Raw genomic sequence first — 19,702 nt, forward strand, 5'->3', positions numbered from 1 at the left:
TACGTGACGGGCTTTTTGTTGGACTGAATTTATATTAAGCTTCTTCTAAGAAACGGTAACCTTTATCATCCATTGCTTCTTTTAACGTTTTAAATGCTTTCGGTCCGATACCGTGTAAACGTTGAAGCTTTGTTGCTGAAATATTTTGCAAATCTTCTAACTTATACAGTTCCGCCGTATGCAACGCACGAATTGCTGGACGTGCGACACCTTCTGGCCAATGATTCATTGTTTATGTAAACCTCCTTTTAACACAAGGCATATGCCTTCAAACATCTATTACATTCTCCCTTACGCACATCAAAATAACGGCCGCCGTATTGCATGTAGCCGCAGTGACGATATATGATTGTGTCCTTGACGTGTAATAATGAGAAATGGTTGCTTTATAGTGGGTATTGCGCTATTGAGGGTTAGCATCTGTATAACGTATACGATGCTAAATATCTTCGTGTAGTATAACAAAATACTTCTTACAAGTTCATTATTTTATCACATTTTCGTGTTATTTCGACATATGGTTCTCAATTTTTTTATAAAAAATCGATGCTTTTATGTAAAATGTCAATATGTGTTCATAATTTTACTTTTTTTTGGTGGATTTAACGTTTCCATCACATTTCAATATACATTTTTTGTATACTTATAATGGATTGGAGGGAAGAAAATGAATATTTTTTGGTTTATTAACGTCATTGCAATGCTCGCCTATTTATTGCTGTTCTACTATAAATGGCAACAACCTCATAAAGTGCCACAAAATATTTTTTATGTATTGCTCGTTGTGGCAATCATCACTTATTTTATGGCAGAAGGTCCTTATCCGATTGCACGTGGGGTCGCATTTTTCATTTTGCTATTACTTGATTTAACATTTTTACTACAACAAAATCGCCATAATAAAAACCAAAAGCGGTAATCACTTTTGGTTTTTATTATGTATAAATATGTTGATCTGTTCGAATGCTCGCAAAGTAACGCTGTAATTCTTCTTTATAGTGATCTGCATCAATATAAGGAATAAATAATTCAGATGCACGACGTTTCGCATCTTTTGTCACATTTTCTGTCGCAATGCAAAGCGCATCATGACAGTCAAAATAAGCACGTCCTGTAGCGAAAGATTCGATATCTGTCATCGTTAATGTTTTAGACAATCCGCCAATCATAAACGCAAACCTACCTTCAGCAGACTTAGCGATTAATTGGACACCGAAACTTTTTTGTGCTTTTTCTTGTTCAAAATCAATAAAGCCGAGTTGCTTTAAATGGTAGGTTAACGCATCAATTGCTTGCTGCTCTGTCGCATTTTTAAGTGACGATTGCATAATGACAACCGGTACAGTCTGCGGTGCTTCTTCTATTATCCCTTTTTTCTCGGCCTTTGTAACGCTAAATTGACGCTTTCGAATAATGAGCGCATTCACCCCGTCAATAAAATAATAAAGGCCGACTGCGACAAATGTAAACATACAACAAAGCGTCCAAGGCGTTGTCCATATGTATACAATAAATTGGCGAACGCTCGTAAAATAACTTCCTTTCATAAAGAAAGTCACGACGACTGGACTCAATAGTGTATAACTAATTACCGCACACGATAATACGATTTGCGCAAGTAGTGCTTTATGCGATATTGGATCTTCTGGCCGCTGTTGGTCGTTCACAATTTTCACACCTTTACGTTAATTCATATAGTTTTAGTATACAAAACTTAAAACGGTGCCTCATGAGATAAACCACTTAATTTTCTCCATTTTTTTCATAGTGATAAACACTTACAAATACACATAAAAATTAGCATTCACAGAACTTTTATACTACTAAAACTGTGAAAATGAAAAAAACCAGCTAAATGTCTGGCTTTTCAATCGCAAAAAAGGCATTCTTTACGTTTAATGGAGAGGTTGCTAACGGCTCAAGTTGTACGGCATATTTACTATTTACTTCTGGCAGTTTCAATGCTTCTTCAATAATATGATGATAATCAAACTGAAGCGTTGCAATATTCGCAGCACTTTTTTCTAAATGTCGCTGCTGCTCTTCACTCAAATAAAGATGCAACGTTTTTTTCATATCGATTAAAAACTGATTTAAATAGATTTGTGCTTCTTGCAATGAATCAAAGCTTTTCAAACGTTGCACTGCTTTAAATCGCTTCGTAGGACCTTTTGGTGGTTGCCCTTGAAGTTTGTCTAACAGTTCCATTAAACGTTCGATTTCGTTGCCTACAAGTGTATGTACTTTTGGCACAACGATTGTTAACTGCTCCTGCATGGCTTCTTCTAAATGTTTCGTGCGTTTATACGCTTGTAGTAATTGCTCGCGTAACACTGGCAATTCACTTCGCATATGTTGTAACTTGTCCGTATGTTCTTTCGTAAATAAACTTAACATTAATTTACTGCGCGATTTGCGTTCTAACGTTTCTACTTCTACTTGTAACTCCGCATAATTTTTTTGAATACGACGATATTGATGCGCTTCTTCTAAATACTGATTACCGCTCAGCACAAATTCTAAAATAGCGGCATCTTCGATAAATGTATGCTGTTTAATGAATTGGATTAACTGGTAAATCGTTTGTGTTTTATTATATTGTTTAATTATTCGCTCAATATGTAGTTGTAATGTTTCTACTTCTTCATTTTTGTAGCTGGGGCCAACGTCTAATTGTGCAATTTCTTTTTCTAATTGCTCACGCGCTTCTAAATATGGATCTCGTTTCATTAAATTTATCACTTCCATGTAGAAACGGTCTAACCATTGTAAAAAGCGATCGGTCATTTTCGAAATACGTTTTGAACGAAACGCACTATACGATTGCAATTCATTCATTACTCTCTCCTTATCGTTGACGACGATATCTCGGAATAAATCATTTTCTAATTGCAGTGGTTTCGTTGTAATCGCAAGTGGTTCAAAGTCCATTTTATTCAATCGCTTTAATAAACGTTTTTCCGCATCTGTCAGTTCACTATCTTCTATTAAACAATAAATATCATCTGCGCGACGTAATATACTCGGCTGAATGAAAATCGTTCGATCTGTTGAAATTGTCGGTGCGTCAATTAATGATACTTGTTGAAGTAAAGGCTCATTTAAAAACACATCGACATAATCTAATCCTTCTTGCAAAATATGTGCGCCTTCACTATGTGCTGACGTAAACAATACTAAATGGCTTAAATCAAATGAGGCAATTTGTCCGTCTAAAAAATGAGCAGTTATCTTTTCTTCGTGGCCATAGCGAATAATAGAAGTGCTAATAACAGTGTTTTCAGCTAATAGTGGCATGAGCGGACGATTCAATTGTGCATTAATAAATGTTGCTTGATGCTCGCCATTTCTACCTAAGATGAGCACTTTTTTTGGTTGCGTAGCATCGTCGATTAAAACGTTTAAAATTTGTGCGCTACGTTTTATATATGACGATTTTACGACGATCCGATGAAGTTCTTTCAATTGCGACACTAATCGATTAAACAATGGATTTTCATCGTGCGGAGCTATCGCCTTATTGTTTATTTGTTCACTCGTCATGTTTCATCTCTCTCCATCCATGCAATGTTCTTTAAGCTATCTATAACATGATGTTGTCACCTTGTTTTAATCATTGAACACTCTGTCTATCATAACTATTCTTATATCGTCACAATTAGGCATAACTTCACTATATTGGCGAATGATTTCTATACTAAAAATAATCATTCAATTTAAAATCAAGCATCTATTTTTTGAACTTTTTGTAAAAAAAATAAACCTATATTCGATATTTTATAGTAAATTTGAACATAAAAAAAGAGCCTCCTTTAGAAAAGGCGCTCTTTTTCATGAATTAAACGTGTGCTGGTGTATTTGCGTGGAAGTTCGTGCCGTCTGTTGTTGGTTCAACAATACCGATACGTACGACGAAATCACCGAAGTGTTCGCCTTCTTCACGTTCTTTCGCATAGCGATTAATTAATGTCGTTAATTCTGCTAAAATGCGTTCTTCATCAATATTTTCTAAATACATTTTACTTAAACGATCACCGATAAATGAAGCACCTAAGTACATATTGTAGCGACCTGGGCCTTTACCGATAAAGCCGATTTCAGCCATTGCAGCACGTGAACAACCATTCGGGCAACCTGACATACGAATAACGATTTCTTCTTCATGAAGGCCTGCTTCATCGATGATGGCATCAATTTTCGTAATTAAGCCTGGTAAGTAACGTTCTGCTTCTGCCATTGCTAAACCACATGTTGGTAATGATACACATGCAATTGAGTTACGACGTAGTGCTGAATAATGTTTACCGTCTGTTAAATTGTATTGTTCGATTAATTTTTGAATTGTACGCTTTTTGTGTGGCGTTACGTTTGCAATCATTAAGTTTTGGTTTGGCGTCATACGGAATTCACCTGTATGTACTTTCGCAATTTCACGAATACCTGTCATTAATGGATAGCCATCTACATCTTTAATACGACCATTTTCGATGAATAATGTGAAGTGCCAGTTACCGTCCGTACCTTTCACCCAACCGTAATCATCACCACGTTTTTCAAATTTTGCTTCGCGTGTCGGCTGTACGTCATAGCCTAGACGACGGTTTAATTCTTCTTTAAACCATTCGATACCGACGCGATCGATTGTATATTTGAAACGTGCGTTTTTACGGTTCGTACGGTTACCGTAGTCACGTTGAATCGTTAAGATTTTTTCACATGCATCTACGATATTTTCTTTCGCAACGTAACCGATTGTACGCGCTAATTGAGGATATGTTTCTGGTTCACCATGTGTCATACCCATACCGCCACCAACAGCGATATTAAAGCCTGTTAATTCGCCATTTTCGATGATTGCGATTAAGCCGATATCTTGTGAATATACATCGACATCATTACTTGGTGGTACAGCTAAACCAATTTTAAATTTACGTGGTAAGTAATGCTCGCCGTAAATTGGTTCGATTTCTTCTACTTGTGGTGTACCTGCTACTTTTTCACCGTCTAACCAAATTTCGTGGTAAGCCTGTGTACGCGGTAATAGGTGCTCACTAATTTTTGATGCATAGTCATAAATTTCAGCGTGGACATCTGATTGATAAGGGTTTACGCCATTCATCACGTTACGGTTTACGTCACCACATGCTGCCAGTGAATCTAGTAATACTGAATTCATTTTTTGCATGAACGTTTTCACGTCCCATTTCACGATGCCGTGAATTTGGAATGCTTGACGTGTCGTTACTTTTAACGTACCGTTCCCGATCGTATTTGCCGCTTCATCCATCATTAACCATTGCTCCGGTGTCGCTGTACCCCCTGGTGTACGTACGCGCACCATGAATTGATAAGATGGTTCTAATTTTTTCTTTTGACGGATTAAACGTTCGTCACGGTTATCTTGCATATAGCTACCGTGGAACTTGATTAATTGTGTATCCATTTCAGGAATTTTACCTGATAATGGCTCTTTAAATGATTGCTCAATTGTTCCGCGTAGGAAATTACTTTTGTCTTTAAAAATTTCATTTGCACTCAGTTTACCTTTTGGTGCTTCTACCTCTTTTGTCATGTTAAAGCCCCCTCTTAATACACATCGCGTTGGTAACGTTTTTGTTGTTGATATTGTTTTAACGTTTCCTCTGCTTCTTCACGTGATACGTTGCCGTGTTGTTCAATAATTTGAATTAATGTTTCATGTACATCTTTCGCCATTGCTTTTTCATCACCACAAACGTAAATAACCGCCCCTTGTTGTAGCCATTCGTATACTTCAGCACCTTTTTCTTGCAGACGGTGTTGAACGTATACTTTTTGCGCTTGGTCACGTGAGAAGGCAACGTCCATACGTGTTAATGCGCCATCTTTTAAATAGTTTAACCATTCTACTTGGTATAAGAAATCAAGCATGAAATGTTGTTCCCCGAAGAATAACCATGACTTTCCTTCTGTACCTTGTTCAGCACGTTCTTCAACGAATGAACGGAATGGTGCAACACCAGTACCTGCACCGATCATAATAATTGGTGTCTCTGGATTTTCAGGTAGTTTGAAGTTTGGATTTTCTTTTACGAATACAGAAACTGTATCTCCGATTTCTAAACGGTCTGCTACTTGGCCGCTTGCAACGCCTGTGCGTGCGCGTCCGTGTGCTTCGTATGCCACTTTACCGATTGTTAAGTGTACTTCATCAGGATTCGCATTGTAGCTTGATGCGATGCTATATAAACGATGTGGAATCGCGCGTAGCTGTTCAACAAATTGTTGTGCTGTCCAATTGAATGGGCCGTATTCTGTTACGAAATCAATAAGGTCACGTCCGTAGCTATATGCTTGGAAATCCCCCACTAATAGCGCTGCAACATCTGCTTCTGTAAATGGTGCTAATTTTTGAACGAGTGGTTTTGATACGACCGTAATTTCTAGACGGCTCGTTAGCGCTTGTTCAAGCGTTACTGTTTCGTCTGCAACTGTTACTGTTTCGTCTGCAGCAAAGCCTAATGCTTCAATTAGTTGTGCCACAAGTGCTGGGTCGTTGTTTGGAATAATACCTAAGCTGTCGCCCGGTTCAAACGTAATCCCTGAGTCTTCAAGTGATAATTCAATATGATATGTTTCTTTGTTAGAGCCATCCATGTTTAAGTTGATCTTTTCTAAAATCTCCGCTTGGAATGGATGCTTTTTATCATATTTTGATGTTGAAGTCGTTACAGCAGCTGTCGGTTGAGCTGGCTGCGCTGTACCTGTACTTTTTAATAGTTCTTGTTGTAAGTTTGTGAACCATTTTGCTGCATCATCATCGTAGTCTACATCGCAATCAACGCGTGGTACGATTTGTGTTGCGCCAAGTTCTTTTAGACGTTTGTCAAAATCTGCGCCTGTCTTACAGAAAAATTCGTAAGAGCTATCGCCAAGTGCTAGTACCGCATATTTTAATTGGTCTAGTTTTGGTGCGCGTTTGCTGTGTAGGAAATCATAAAATGCAATCGCATTGTCTGGTGCTTCCCCTTCACCGTGCGTACTTGCAACGATAATTAAATGCTCTAACTTTTTTAGATCTTTCGGTTTAAAATCTGTCATCGATGCGACAGTGACGTCCACTTGATTTTGTGAAAGTTCTGCCCCGAAGCTTTCCGCTAGCTTTTGACTATTACCTGTTTGAGACGCGTAAAGAATTGTTGCTGAAATTGTTGTTGGCACAGCTGCTTGAATCGCTTCTACAGCTTGTGTCGCTTGCGCAATCGTTGCCCCGGGTGCGCTTAAATAACCATTTAACCAAATCTTTTGCGTATCCGTTAAGTTAGGTAGTAGCTCATTTAGCAGCTGTACTTGTTGTGCGGTAAATGGACTGTTTTCGACTAGTAAAACCATGAATAATCACCTCATTGTTAATGTTCGTAGCTTCTGCTACTGCTTCTTTCGTACGATCAACGAGTACATCTAACACCTTGTTGCCATACCCTAAGCTGTCGCAAATGACGAGCTCTTGTTGTACATTTGCTTGTTGTAATGTCTGCTCGATATGCTTTCGTAACAGACCTTGGAATAATAAATACGGCACGATGAATATTTTCTTCGCACTTTTTTGTTCTAAGTTTGCAACATAGTCTTCAAAGCGTGGACCTTTGCCATAAAGAAAAGCGATTTCGACTTTACGAATGCCAATATGCATTTTCAAGCGTGTCGCAATTTCAGAGAAATCCCGTAATACTGCAGGATCACTGCTACCACGTCCGATTAACAACACTTCTGAATCTTCAGTAAATTTTGATGTTGATGCTTCCAAACGTGTATGTAATTGTTCGATTAAACGGCGATCAATGCCAAAAGGTTTACCAAATGTAAACGTTACATGAGGATATTTTTCAGCAAGCGGCGCAATTTCTTCAGGAATATCCATTTTCGCATGATTAGCTGTTAATAATAAAATTGGTGCGACCGCAATTTCAGTTGCGCCCTGCGCCACACAAGATGCAACACCTTCTGCAATCGTCGGTGTAGCTAACTCTAAAAAACACATCTCTTGAATAGAGACCGGAATACGTTTTTTCGCGCGCTCCACGAATACCCTCGCTTCATCAATGCCCTCTGAAACCCTTGTACCATGTGCAACGTACAATACTGCTTGCATTCAACATCCCTCCGTTACTTTACTGCAAGTGCAACTTTTTCTTCAAACCAAGCAATTTTTTCACGCATGCGGACAACTTCTCCGACAACGATCATACTTGGATTTTGAATTGCTGATTGTTCAACGATTTGCTCAATCGTCGAAAGTGTCCCAACGACAGTCTGTTGCTTATCGTACGTACCCCAATGGACAAGTGCCACTGGTGTATCAGGACTTTTGTCGAAGCGTAACAATTGCGAAACGATATACGGTAAGTTTTTAACGCCCATATAAACAGCAAGCGTTTCAATGTTGGCGAGTGATTCCCATTTCAAATCATCATTTTTTCCTTCTTGACGATGACCTGTCACGATGGCGAAACTACCGCTTAAATCGCGGTGCGTTACAGGAATCCCTGCGTAAGCAGGTGCTGCAATACCAGACGTAACACCTGGTACGATTTCAAACGGAATGCCTGCTTGTGCTAGTACTTCCGCTTCTTCGGCGCCACGTCCAAATACGAAAGGATCGCCGCCTTTTAGACGTGTCACAATTTTTCCTTGCTGTGCATAATGCACAAGTGATTCATTAATGTGTTCTTGAATCATCGCATGACGGTTTGGTAGCTTGCCGCAAAACACTAATTCTGCTCCTGGCTTCGCATATTTTAATAACTCTTTATTTAATAATCGGTCATATAAAATGACATCTGCTTCTTTAATAGCGCGTAAGCCTTTTACAGTAATTAATTCAACATCACCAGGTCCCGCGCCAACAATATATACTTTCGTCATAGCGATTACTCCTTTACTTTCTATGCTGCGTATGTAAATTTGAACAAAAAAGCCCCTACTTCCCTATGTCCATACTATTAATATAGGTGAAATAAGCGCCTCTAGTTGTCTAGTCAGCTGTCGATTTTTAATTCCTAGTAAACATGTAAAGATAATAAAATAATCTGTAAACAAAGTCAATAGCTAGGATTTTTTTACTTTTTACGTTGTTGTTGGAATCGTTGTTTCTCTACGCGATTAATTTGAACGATTACACCATCTTGAATCGTAATTTGAACTTCACCGAATTGGATGCCTTCAATTGCTTTCTCAATTGCCTTTAGACGTTCTTCATGTGTCATTTGAGCCATTGTGATCGTTCCCCCCTTTAAATCCTTAGTAAACTAATAGGTTTTAACAAGAATTGTTTCAATTCTATGCCGTTCACTAATAAATGTCAACCGCTTTTTAGAAATTGACAGAAAATTTTCTTAAAAACAGTCAAATGCAAAGTAGTTTACATTTCAATAAGAAATCAGGATAATAGTAACGGAGGTGCTTACATAATGGACAAACTAGTAATTTTTGGAGCAACAGGTGGCGTCGGTCAACATGCTGTACGTCAAGCTTTATCCGAGGAGTATGCGGTGACAGCATTCGTACGCTCACCAGAAAAATTAGCGATTGAAGATGAAAACTTAACGGTGATTCAAGGGGACGCAATGGATGCTGAAGCAGTAGCAGCAGCAATCGAAGGTGCAGACGCAGTCGTGTCTACGTTAGGTACACCACAAAATACAGACGTTGAAAATCCAATCTCTGTGATGATTCAAAACGTTGTAGACGGTATGGTGAAACACGGGGTAAAACGCATCGTCTATACAGCGAGTGCTGGCGTAGATGGTGAAATCCAAGGTGAACGTGGCCAACAAGTGATGAACTATTTAAAACCGTATTTAATTGATCATAAAAAATCAATTGAAGCTATCCAACAAGCTGGCTTAACGTATACGATTATTCGCCCAATGGGATTAACGAATGATGAACCACTACGTCGCTATGCATTATCTTACGATGATGTACCAGAAGCAGCAAAATCAATTAGCCGCGATGATGTAGCGAACGCTGTCATTATGGCGATTCCAAACGCAAACTTCATGGGTCAATCAATTGCCGTATTTAATATGTAATACGTGAAACAGCCTTCCATTACATGCTATAGTGAACCTATACATGTGATGGGAGGTTTTTTAATGACAACAGTATTTGTCATCGTAGATGTCCAACATAAAATTTTATCAGTTATGAGTGAACCCGAAAAAACGACGAACGCCCTCGTTCAATTAACGACAGGTATGCAGTTACTAGATATACCAACCATTTTATTAGAACAATACCCACAAGGTCTCGGTCCAACAGATAGCGCTATTCAAGCCGTTATTCCACACATTGAACCAATTGAAAAAACAGCTTTTAGTGCGTATGAAGCGCCTGCGTTTAAAAGCGCATTAGCGCAATTTGAGGACATCGATCGTATCGTATTGTGCGGGATTGAATCACACATTTGCCTTTACCAAACAGCGCGCGACTTACTTGATGCAGGCTATCACGTAGAAGTTGTTGCCGACGCTGTAGATGCACGAACAGTGGACAATAAACAAATCGGTCTTGATCGCATGGCACAACATGGCGCCTATATTACAAGCACCGAAATGATTTTATTTGATTTATTAAAACATGCCAAACATCCGCAATTTAAAGCGATTAGTAAGCTAATTAAATAACAACTCATGGCGACTTTCGTCGTCATTTTTTATGTTTTCTGAAATTTTAATACCAAGTTAACTTGTAGGTTTAATATATTTTGTGTTATACTATGTGCAACAACAAACGTAAAAGGGGTTTTTCATATGACATTACATAAAGGATCTATCGGTTATATCGAAGCGAATAAAGGAGTACCTTACTATGAACAAGCGCCAGAAGCAGTTCGTGCAGCGCGTGCACGTGCACCACATTACGGCGTTTGCGTAACAGGTATTCAGTCTATTGAAGATCGTCAAATTGACGTACGCGATGCGGAAATTAATGTTCGTATTTATACACCAGAAGGCGATGGACCATTTCCTGTTATTATGTATTATCATGGTGGCGGTTGGGTATTTGGGAGTCCTGAATATGCAGATGGTGGTTGCCGCTATTTAACAGCTGCTTCAGGTGCCGTCGTTGTCAGTGTCGATTATCGATTAGCACCTGAACATCCATTCCCTACCCCTGTGAATGATGCATATGATGCCCTCGTATGGGTATATGAACATGCCGAACAATTAAACATCGATCGTCAGCAAATTACCCTCAGTGGTGACAGTGCAGGTGGTAACTTAGCGGCAGTTGTCAGTGCGTTAAGTGCCGATTACGACGGACCAAAAATTTCACAACAAGCCCTTATCTATCCTGTTGTCGATACAGATTTCACGACAGTTAGCTACGATGCTTATGGTGAAAATTTAGGATTAGATAAAGAAGGTATGATTTGGTTTGCAGACCATTACGTATCACGTGCTGACCTGAAAAATCCACTCGTTGCACCGCTACAAGCGAAACGATTTGACCATTTACCCCGTACACTGCTCATCGCCGCACAATACGATGTGCTCGTGGACGAAGGCATTCGTTACGTCGAAACGCTACAACAAGCTGGCGTCCATGCAGAGCGTGTTGAAATGGCGGGATTAATCCATAGCTACTATAGTAAAATTGAATTTTTCGATGAAGAAACAAAACAAACTGCGCAGCTTATCGCAGATTTTATTCACCAATCTTAATGAATCTAAGGCGTATCGTATATGCGGTACGCCTTTTATACGTTGTCGCATTTATCCATGGTTATTGAGAATAGCTATCATTTATAATGAAGAAAACGTGTTGAAGGAGGAATTTTTTTCTATGTTAGGTATTTTATTTTATGCATATGGTGCACCTGAGTCGATTGATGATGTGCCTGCTTATTTTGAACACATTATCGGGCGTACACCACCGGAACCGATGATGAAAGGTATCGTCCAACAATTTAAAGATTTACAAACAGCAGACCCGATTACGGTGTACACACCACGTATTGCTGAAGCGCTTGAAACGATTTTAAATCATGACGCGAATGAACAAGTCAAAGTGTATACTGCTTACAAACATACTGCACCGTTTACGGACGATGCAATTGCACAAGCGCGTGAAGACGGCTGTACACGTCTCGCAACAGTTACAGTCAATCCGATTTACTCAGCTTCAGGTGGCGGCAGTTTCCACGAAGAAGTCGCACAAAAAGTAACGGATTTACCTGTAAGTGCGCTTAAAAATTATTACGCAGCAGACAGTATTGTCGCTGTATACGCACGTCGTGTAAAACAAGCTGTAGCCTTTTTACCACGCGATGCGAAGAAAAAAGTGTTTTATACCGTACATAGTCAAATTGTAGACCCTGAACGCAACACGCCGTATGTAACAGCGTTCCAAAAATTTGCCAAACTCGTGTCTGAAAAAGCAGGCGTGACAGATTATGAAGCGGTTTACCGTAGCGGGCGTAAAGGCTGGTTAGACCCAGATGTGAAAGAAGCGATTCGTCGCGATACAGAAACTGGTTATGACGGCTTTGTCACATGTGAATTGTTATCAATCGTGCCAGATATGGAATCTTATTTCGAAATCGGTCGCGATTGTAAAGCCGTTTGTGAATCGCTAAACGTCTCATTCGTGCAAAGCGAATTTATCGGTGATAGCTTTGACGGTGTCGTTGCGCTTGCCAATGAAATCAAAACGCTTAATTATGCAAAAATTTAGAACATTTTTGCAATGACGTGTTACAATACTTGTATTCTGTATATAAAGGGGTTATTGTCCATGTCAAAAGAACAAACAAATGTAGAAAGCTTTGATTTAGATCATACAAAAGTACAAGCACCTTACGTCCGCCTAGCAGGTACGAAAAAAGGCCAAAATGGCGATGTCGTGACAAAGTATGATGTTCGTTTCAAACAACCAAATAAAGAACATATGGACATGCCGGCACTTCATTCTTTAGAGCATTTAACAGCCGATCGCATTCGTAATCATTCTGACCAAGTAATTGACTGGTCACCAATGGGTTGTCAAACAGGTTTTTACGTATCGTTCATTAATCATGATGATTATGAAGATGTGTTAAACATTTTAGAAGCGACGATGAAAGATGTATTAGCAGCAGACCACGTTCCTGCATGTAATGAAGTACAATGTGGTTGGGCAGCGAGCCATAGTTTAGAAGGTGCACAAGCACTAGCAAAAGAATTTCTTGCAAAGCGTGACGAATGGTCACAAGTTTTCGCACAATAATAAAAAGCGAGCCGCAACATGGCTCGCTTTTTATTATTTCGGACGTTCTAATGTAAACTGTTCGCCAACTTTAGCGTAGTCGTTACCAGCAAGACGACTGATTGCTTGTAAGCCCGTTGCATCTACGTGACCATTGTCTACATCATAATATGTCTCATCAATGTGGAAACGTTCAACTTTACCAATCATTAAATCGAATGTTGGATATTGTTCATTCGTAATATGTTGTTCGAGCGTGCATTCCATCCAAAACTTCGCTTGTGCTACCCCTGGTACATCAATGACATCACTTTCAACGAGTGTAAAATCTGTAAAACGCATCTCACTATCATTATGCGCAAGTGGTGCAGCAGTTTGGTTGACGTCTTCAACGATATGTTCGGTCGTAACGTGCACCGCAAATTGTTTCGTATCCGCAATATTTTTAGCGCTATCTTTTTGTACGCCATTTTTCCGTTGAATCGAAACAGAAATTAATGGCGGGTTCGCTGAAACGATATTAAAATAACTAAATGGTGCAGCATTAACGACACCTTCTGTTGATTTTGTCGTCACAAATGCGACTGGTCTCGGAATAATGGCCCCAGTCATTAATTTATAATTATCGCGTTCTTGCTGTTCTTTAGGATCAATTGAATACATATTTTCTCCCCCTTTGACTTAGCATATCAAAAAAAGCATTCACCATGCTATGATGAATGCTTCGTATTTTACGATAATTTTTGTAACTCGCGTCGTAAAATTTTGCCTGTCGTATTTTTCGGTAACTCTTCTAAAAAGACGACGCGACGTGGGACTTTATACTTCGCTAAATGTTCACGACAATATGCTAGTACTTCTTCTTCTGTGAGCGCATCATCTGTCTTAACGATATAGCTCATTACGACTTCCCCTTGTTCAGGGTCTGGCATACCGACAGCAGCAGCTTCTGCAATTAGTGGATGATTGTACAATACTTCCTCTACTTCACGCGGATAGACGTTGAATCCACCGACAATAATGACTTCTTTTTTACGATCCACGATATAAAAATACCCTTCCTCATCTTGTCGCGCTAAGTCTCCGGTATGTAGCCATCCATCTTTTAATGCGGCCGCTGTTGCTTCAGGCATTTTATAATACCCTTTCATCACATTCGGCCCCTTTACGATGAGCTCTCCAACTTGCCCAACCGGTACATCGTTGCCATCTGGGTCAACGATACGATTCGTCACATTGACGATATTCAAGCCGATAGAGCCTGCTTTATTTGGACGATCAATCGGATTAAAGCACGTAACAGGTGAAGCTTCTGATAACCCGTAACCTTCACGAATTTTCACATCGTATTTCGCTTCAAAATCGTGTAATAAGGCGACTGGTAACGATGAACCACCTGAAATCCATAAGCGCACACTTTGCATATCTTCTTTCGTTGCACCAGGATATTGATATAAGAAATTAAACATCGTTGGCACACCTGCAAACATCGTCGCCTCGTATTGTTTAATAACACGCGTCACTTCAGCGGGGCTAAACTGTGGCATGATAAGCAACGTACCCCCTTGAATAAGCGGCGCATTCATCGCTACCGTTAAACAAAAGACATGAAACATCGGTAATGTTGTCACAACACGATCTTCTCCTGAAATGCCTAAATAATGACCGACATCACGTGCATTGGCATATAAATTATCATGTGTTAACATGACGCCTTTCGGTTTCCCTGTCGTTCCTGACGTATATAAAATGAGCGCCACATCATCGCCTGTTACGACGACATCTTGTAAAGCATGTGATTGTTGCATAAAGTGCGTAAACGGTATAAACGCTTGCGCCATCTTACTTTTCACCCAAGATGTGTCAGGAGATGTTTCACAAATGATATATTGTTTTACTGCTACATCATCTGCAAATTTCTCAATCACAGGTACAACTTTATCGAGAGCAACGACAAGTTTTACATCGCCATCATTTAAAATATATGAAATTTCATCTGCTGTATAAATTGGATTAATCGGAATCGCTGTAATACCTGCGCGGAAGGCACCGTATAACGCGATAATATAATGTGGTGAATTGCCTAAAAGGAGTGCAATATGATCTCCTTTTTGTAAACCGAGTTGTTGAAGTCCTGCTGCAAAACGTGTCACTTGAGCATCGAGCTCACGATACGTCGTTGCTTTATCCATGAAAATATACGCATCTTTTCCTGCACATTGTGTAGCGGTTTCTTTGAAGCGTGTTGATAAATTCATTCTTTGTTCCCCCTATCGGAAATGAATAGCTATTCATATATCCATATTGTACACTTATTTCAATAAAAAGGAAAATGAAATTATTGATTAAAATAGAATTTATTTGCATTTAAAAGAAAAAGAGCGATCAATGTATGATGCGCTCCTCAGGAAAAATGACTATGGTTTTTTAATTAATTGATGTTGATGCCATTCAAATTCACTAAAATCATGTACGAGATGAGTGCTCGGATGAATGGTACGCGCTTCTGCTTTCATGCGCGCAATATCTGTCGCTAAAAAGCGTGCACTTAAATGATTGAGTAGTAATGTTTTTACACCGGCTGCTTCTGCTACTTCTGCGGCTTCTTTGTTCGTAGAATGGCCATATTGACTCGCTAAATTTTCCGTCGCCGCATCAAATGTTGATTCATGTACGAGCACATCCGCATCTTGCGCAAGAATAATGGCATTTTCACATTTACGTGTATCTCCTAAAATCGTCACGATAAAACCAGGTTTCGGTTCACTTAATACATCGTCACTACACACGACGGTGCCATCTGCTAATGTAATGTCTTCACCTGATTTTAACTTTCCTAATAGCGGTCCTTTCGGAACACCAAGTGCTGTCGCTTTATCGATATCTAATGCGCCGTTTAAAGCCTTTTGTTCAATACGATATCCCCAACAAGGAACGACATGTTGTAATGGCATCGCACGAACGATAAATTGTTCATCTTCATAGATGACCCCTTCCTCTACTTCAACAAAATGGAGTGGATACGTTAAATGTGTGCCGGTCACCGTATTTGTCATCGTGACCCATTCTTTTAACCCTTTCGGCCCGTAAATCGTTAGTGGTGTATTGCCCCCTAAAAATGAACGAGAACCGATAAAACCTGGTAAGCCAAAAATATGATCACCGTGTAAATGCGTAATAAATACTTTATCAATTTTACGTGGTTTAATCGGTGTTTCTAAAATTTGATGTTGCGTAGCTTCTCCACAGTCGAACAGCCAAATCGCACCAATTTCATCTAATAATTTAAAGGCCAGTGCACTCGTTTTACGCTCCTTTGATGGCATTCCTGCACCTGTCCCTAAAAATTGCATTTGCATATTTGTTCCTACTTTCTATGATCATCTAAAAAATCTTTTGAAAAACTTGTTGGCGCTTCATATGTCGACTTTTTCACGACAGCACCGCGCGCGATAATATCATCGCCAAATTTGTCACGTAGCGCATTGACGACATCCATAACCGGCTCATCTCTGACGTGTTTTGTAAATGTAAATAAATCTAATTGTTCTACGCGCCGTTGTCGGTTTGTCACATGACTAACGCTCACACCGACTAAACGCAATGGTGACCCGTTCCAAAACTTATGGGCTAGTTCCTTCGCTTCTCTTGCGATATCTTGTTGTGTATATATCGCATTCAACAACGTTTTACTCCGCGTTGTCTGTTGCCAATCAGCCGAACGTAGCTGAATCGAAATCGTTGTCCCAGCTAAATATTTCGCTTGGAGTCGATTTGCCACACGCGTTGCTAACTGTGAAATCACTTCGTCTAACTTTCGCTGCGATAAAATATTTTCAGCAAGTGTCGTCGAATTACCGACAGACTTCGTATCATAAATCGCTTCTGGGTCCACAGTACGGTCGTCAATACCATGCGCACGTTCATGCATACGTTCCCCATTTTTGCCGAACCATTGTTTCATCATTCGTTTATCTGTATGCGCAATGTCGCCAATCGTTTCAAGTTGATGCGCACGTAATTTCTCCGCTGTTTTTTTCCCGACACCATGCATCTCAATGACTGGACGCGGCCATAGTACGTTCGCAACTTCACGCTTTCTAAGCACCGTAATCCCCATCGGTTTTTTCATATCAGACGCTGTTTTCGCTAAAAATTTATTCGGTGCAATACCAATCGAGCACGGTAATTGCAGTTCTGTTAGCAAACGCTGTTGAATCGTTTGTGCTAACATGAGCGCCTCTGCTCCTACTGTAATGTCCGTCACATCCATATATCCTTCATCAATTGATACAGGCTCTACGAGGTGCGTATAACTTCGTAACATGTCAAACATCGCTTTAGACGCTTTGCGATATCGTTCAAAATTTGGTTTTAAGACGATGAGTTCCGGACAAATTTTTAACGCTTCTGTCACACGCATCGTCGTATATACACCGCGGGCACGCGCTTCATATGAGCATGTCACGACAATGCCACGTCGCTCTTTTGGATCTCCTCCGACCGCTACTGGTTTTCCTCGTAATGCTGGATTTAACGCTTGTTCTACAGACGCATAAAAGCAATTCATATCGATATGAAATAAAATCGTCATGTCGATGCCTCCCGAACTTTTGTTCTCTTTTTTATTATAACATTTGGAACTGTTTCGGGGTAATGCCATATGCTTCTTTAAACTTTTGGATAAAATAACTCGCGCTAGAAAATCCTACTTCTAACGCAATATCTGTTACCGCTTCGTCTGTATGCGTTAAAAGCGCACGACTTTTTTCGAGACGGTATTTTAAAATGTATTGAAACGGTGTTAATTGTAACGATTTTTTAAAGAGCCGAATCGTTTCACTATCGCTCAAATAAACAACATTCGCCAATTCGTCTAACGTTATTTTTTCACTGTAATGTGTATGAATATAACTCAACAATTCTTTTATACGTTCATCAAAAGATGTACGACTCGGTGCACGATCCGCATGGCGACACAATAAATGCGCCAGTTGGACGAACGCCTCATAAATGATGAATTCATCGTCACTCGTTGCTCCTTGTTGAATGAGTGACTTTGCTTGCTGGTGCCATGACGTATGATGGAGCAGAACATAGCGTTGTGTCGGCCCTTTATCGTCTACACATTGTTTTAAAACGGTTGGCAATAGTGCTGTATGAATGTTCCAACACATATATGCGGCATCGTCGGTCAACGCATGTGCTTCGTGCACAACACCTGTGTTAATCCAAATACCTTCCCCTGTTTCAAGCAGTACTTGTTCTCCTTCAATTTGCATCCGGACACGTCCGCTGACTACAAGCTGAAATTGCCATTCTTCATGCCAATGCAGTGGTATATAGCCAACGCTATTATTACGAATGATCGTATTGTAAGCGACCGATGGAAACGCAGGATTGTCGTAATGAATTTGTTCTTGCCCAAATGGATTAATCGGTATATGTCTGATTTGCATCGTCTCACCTCAATATATTGATAGTTTTCGCGTATAAAACGATATTTTTTACGGTATCTTTTTATTATAGTCGATATATCTTGATAGAAATAGGTGATTTTATGCAAAATCAACGAATAATCGGCATTATACTTGCGCTTGTCGGTGCTTCGTTATGGGGATTAAATGGTACAGTATCACAATATTTATTTCAACAGCAACACGTAGACGTCAATTGGTTCGTCACTACACGTCTACTTTGTTCTGGTGTACTTCTCTTACTAATAGAAGCATTACGTAAAAAGCCCATTTTTCATATTTGGCGCTCTAAACATTTCATTTTTCAATTGCTACTATTTAGTATTATCGGTATGCTTGGCGTCCAATATTCGTATATGGCTTCCATTGCAGACGGTAACGCAGCGGTTGCGACATTACTTCAATATACAGCGCCAATTTTTATTATTTTGTATTTAATTTTTACGCGTCAGCAACGATTTATGCCGATTGATATCGTCCTTATTTTCGCGACACTTATTGGCACATGGTTGCTCTTAACAGGCGGTTCTTTCGCTGGATTATCTGTACCGAGGAGCGCTGTTATTTGGGGGATTATCTCAGCAATCACACTTGCCTTTTATACGCTCTATGCAAAAACGTTACTTGCTAATTTTTCATCGTTACTCATTATCGGGTGGGGCATGCTGATTGCGGGTATTTGTATGCAATGGATTCATCCAATTTGGGCAACAGGTGACATTCATTTTTCATTTGAAACGAACATTGCCTTATTCTTTACAATTTTCTTCGGAACGGCTATCGCCTTTTGGTTTTTCTTCCAAAGCGTTGGCTATTTATCAGCAAAAGAATCGACATTACTCGGCACCGTCGAGCCACTTGCTGCCCTTGTAAGTAGTATTTTATGGCTTTCTTTGCCGTTTTCACTCCTTCAAGCGGTCGGTGCGATGCTCATTTTAGTGATTGTCGCAATTATTTCATTAATGCCAAAATAAGTTATGCGTTTTTACAACATT

The 19,702-nt window shown here is 39.7% G+C and carries 20 protein-coding genes; 7 read left to right on the top strand and 13 right to left on the bottom strand.

What is annotated here, in order from left to right:
- Nucleotides 1-34: 34 nt before the first annotated feature.
- On the bottom strand, nt 35-229 hold the full coding sequence (locus KMHG_RS05625) for a helix-hairpin-helix domain-containing protein (RefSeq protein ID WP_010287751.1): 195 nt from the start codon (nt 227-229) through the stop codon (nt 35-37).
- Nucleotides 230-667: 438 nt separating this feature from the next.
- On the opposite strand from KMHG_RS05625, the gene KMHG_RS05630 reads away from it, so the two are divergent.
- Nucleotides 668-919, top strand: a complete 252-nt coding sequence (locus KMHG_RS05630) for a hypothetical protein (RefSeq protein ID WP_010287752.1) — start codon at nt 668-670, stop codon at nt 917-919.
- 16 nt (nt 920-935) lie between these two features.
- Here the strand turns inward: KMHG_RS05630 and KMHG_RS05635 are convergent, their stop codons facing one another.
- The 7 genes from KMHG_RS05635 to KMHG_RS18705 all read right to left on the bottom strand — a co-directional run bounded on the left by KMHG_RS05635 (nt 936) and on the right by KMHG_RS18705 (nt 9,254).
- The gene (locus tag KMHG_RS05635; RefSeq protein ID WP_010287753.1) at nt 936-1,667 is read right to left on the bottom strand and encodes a hypothetical protein; all 732 of its coding nucleotides are present in this window, start codon (nt 1,665-1,667) and stop codon (nt 936-938) included.
- 184 nt (nt 1,668-1,851) lie between these two features.
- Nucleotides 1,852-3,543, bottom strand: coding sequence for a hypothetical protein (locus KMHG_RS05640; RefSeq protein ID WP_010287756.1), 1,692 nt, complete (start codon nt 3,541-3,543; stop codon nt 1,852-1,854).
- 295 nt (nt 3,544-3,838) lie between these two features.
- Nucleotides 3,839-5,572 (bottom strand): assimilatory sulfite reductase (NADPH) hemoprotein subunit, encoded by a 1,734-nt coding sequence (gene cysI / locus KMHG_RS05645; protein ID WP_010287758.1) that lies wholly within the window; start codon nt 5,570-5,572, stop codon nt 3,839-3,841.
- Between the two features lie 14 nt (nt 5,573-5,586).
- Nucleotides 5,587-7,371 carry an assimilatory sulfite reductase (NADPH) flavoprotein subunit gene (locus tag KMHG_RS05650; RefSeq protein ID WP_010287762.1) on the bottom strand — a complete coding sequence of 595 codons (1,785 nt, stop codon included), beginning with the start codon at nt 7,369-7,371 and terminating at the stop codon, nt 5,587-5,589.
- Nucleotides 7,313-8,131, bottom strand: a complete 819-nt coding sequence (locus KMHG_RS05655; protein WP_010287765.1) for a sirohydrochlorin chelatase — start codon at nt 8,129-8,131, stop codon at nt 7,313-7,315. The genes KMHG_RS05650 and KMHG_RS05655 overlap by 59 nt, the downstream gene beginning before the upstream one ends.
- Before the next feature lie 14 nt (nt 8,132-8,145).
- The gene (gene cobA / locus KMHG_RS05660) at nt 8,146-8,904 is read right to left on the bottom strand and encodes a uroporphyrinogen-III C-methyltransferase (protein WP_010287767.1); all 759 of its coding nucleotides are present in this window, start codon (nt 8,902-8,904) and stop codon (nt 8,146-8,148) included.
- Between the two features lie 194 nt (nt 8,905-9,098).
- Nucleotides 9,099-9,254, bottom strand: coding sequence for a YezD family protein (locus tag KMHG_RS18705; protein WP_010287768.1), 156 nt, complete (start codon nt 9,252-9,254; stop codon nt 9,099-9,101).
- A 195-nt stretch (nt 9,255-9,449) separates the two neighbouring features.
- On the opposite strand from KMHG_RS18705, the gene KMHG_RS05670 reads away from it, so the two are divergent.
- From KMHG_RS05670 to KMHG_RS05690, 5 genes are all read left to right on the top strand, one after another.
- Nucleotides 9,450-10,073 (top strand): NAD(P)-dependent oxidoreductase, encoded by a 624-nt coding sequence (locus KMHG_RS05670; RefSeq protein ID WP_010287769.1) that lies wholly within the window; start codon nt 9,450-9,452, stop codon nt 10,071-10,073.
- A gap of 63 nt (nt 10,074-10,136) precedes the next feature.
- On the top strand, nt 10,137-10,667 hold the full coding sequence (locus KMHG_RS05675; protein ID WP_010287771.1) for an isochorismatase family protein: 531 nt from the start codon (nt 10,137-10,139) through the stop codon (nt 10,665-10,667).
- 126 nt (nt 10,668-10,793) lie between these two features.
- A complete protein-coding gene (locus tag KMHG_RS05680; protein ID WP_010287773.1) occupies nt 10,794-11,708 on the top strand; it encodes an alpha/beta hydrolase in 915 nt (304 codons plus the stop codon).
- Between the two features lie 121 nt (nt 11,709-11,829).
- Nucleotides 11,830-12,720: a ferrochelatase gene (locus KMHG_RS05685; protein ID WP_010287775.1), complete on the top strand. Its 891-nt coding sequence runs from the start codon at nt 11,830-11,832 to the stop codon at nt 12,718-12,720.
- 60 nt (nt 12,721-12,780) lie between these two features.
- On the top strand, nt 12,781-13,251 hold the full coding sequence (locus KMHG_RS05690; RefSeq protein WP_010287777.1) for an S-ribosylhomocysteine lyase: 471 nt from the start codon (nt 12,781-12,783) through the stop codon (nt 13,249-13,251).
- Nucleotides 13,252-13,284: 33 nt separating this feature from the next.
- On the opposite strand, the gene KMHG_RS05695 is transcribed toward KMHG_RS05690, so the two are convergent.
- The 5 genes from KMHG_RS05695 to KMHG_RS05715 form a co-directional block, all read right to left on the bottom strand.
- Nucleotides 13,285-13,893 carry a flavin reductase family protein gene (locus KMHG_RS05695; RefSeq protein ID WP_010287779.1) on the bottom strand — a complete coding sequence of 203 codons (609 nt, stop codon included), beginning with the start codon at nt 13,891-13,893 and terminating at the stop codon, nt 13,285-13,287.
- A gap of 68 nt (nt 13,894-13,961) precedes the next feature.
- Nucleotides 13,962-15,488 (bottom strand): fatty acid--CoA ligase family protein, encoded by a 1,527-nt coding sequence (locus KMHG_RS05700; protein ID WP_010287782.1) that lies wholly within the window; start codon nt 15,486-15,488, stop codon nt 13,962-13,964.
- A 159-nt stretch (nt 15,489-15,647) separates the two neighbouring features.
- Nucleotides 15,648-16,589, bottom strand: coding sequence for a ribonuclease Z (gene rnz, locus KMHG_RS05705; RefSeq protein ID WP_010287784.1), 942 nt, complete (start codon nt 16,587-16,589; stop codon nt 15,648-15,650).
- Between the two features lie 8 nt (nt 16,590-16,597).
- The gene (locus tag KMHG_RS05710; protein ID WP_010287785.1) at nt 16,598-17,824 is read right to left on the bottom strand and encodes a DNA polymerase IV; all 1,227 of its coding nucleotides are present in this window, start codon (nt 17,822-17,824) and stop codon (nt 16,598-16,600) included.
- 34 nt (nt 17,825-17,858) lie between these two features.
- Nucleotides 17,859-18,689: a helix-turn-helix transcriptional regulator gene (locus KMHG_RS05715; RefSeq protein WP_010287786.1), complete on the bottom strand. Its 831-nt coding sequence runs from the start codon at nt 18,687-18,689 to the stop codon at nt 17,859-17,861.
- 101 nt (nt 18,690-18,790) lie between these two features.
- Here KMHG_RS05715 and KMHG_RS05720 point away from each other — a divergent pair, with 101 nt between their 5' ends.
- Nucleotides 18,791-19,681, top strand: a complete 891-nt coding sequence (locus KMHG_RS05720; RefSeq protein ID WP_010287789.1) for a DMT family transporter — start codon at nt 18,791-18,793, stop codon at nt 19,679-19,681.
- Nucleotides 19,682-19,702 lie beyond the last annotated feature (21 nt).

This window comes from Kurthia massiliensis (assembly GCF_000285555.1).
GTDB classification, from domain to species: Bacteria; Bacillota; Bacilli; order Bacillales_A; family Planococcaceae; genus Kurthia; species Kurthia massiliensis.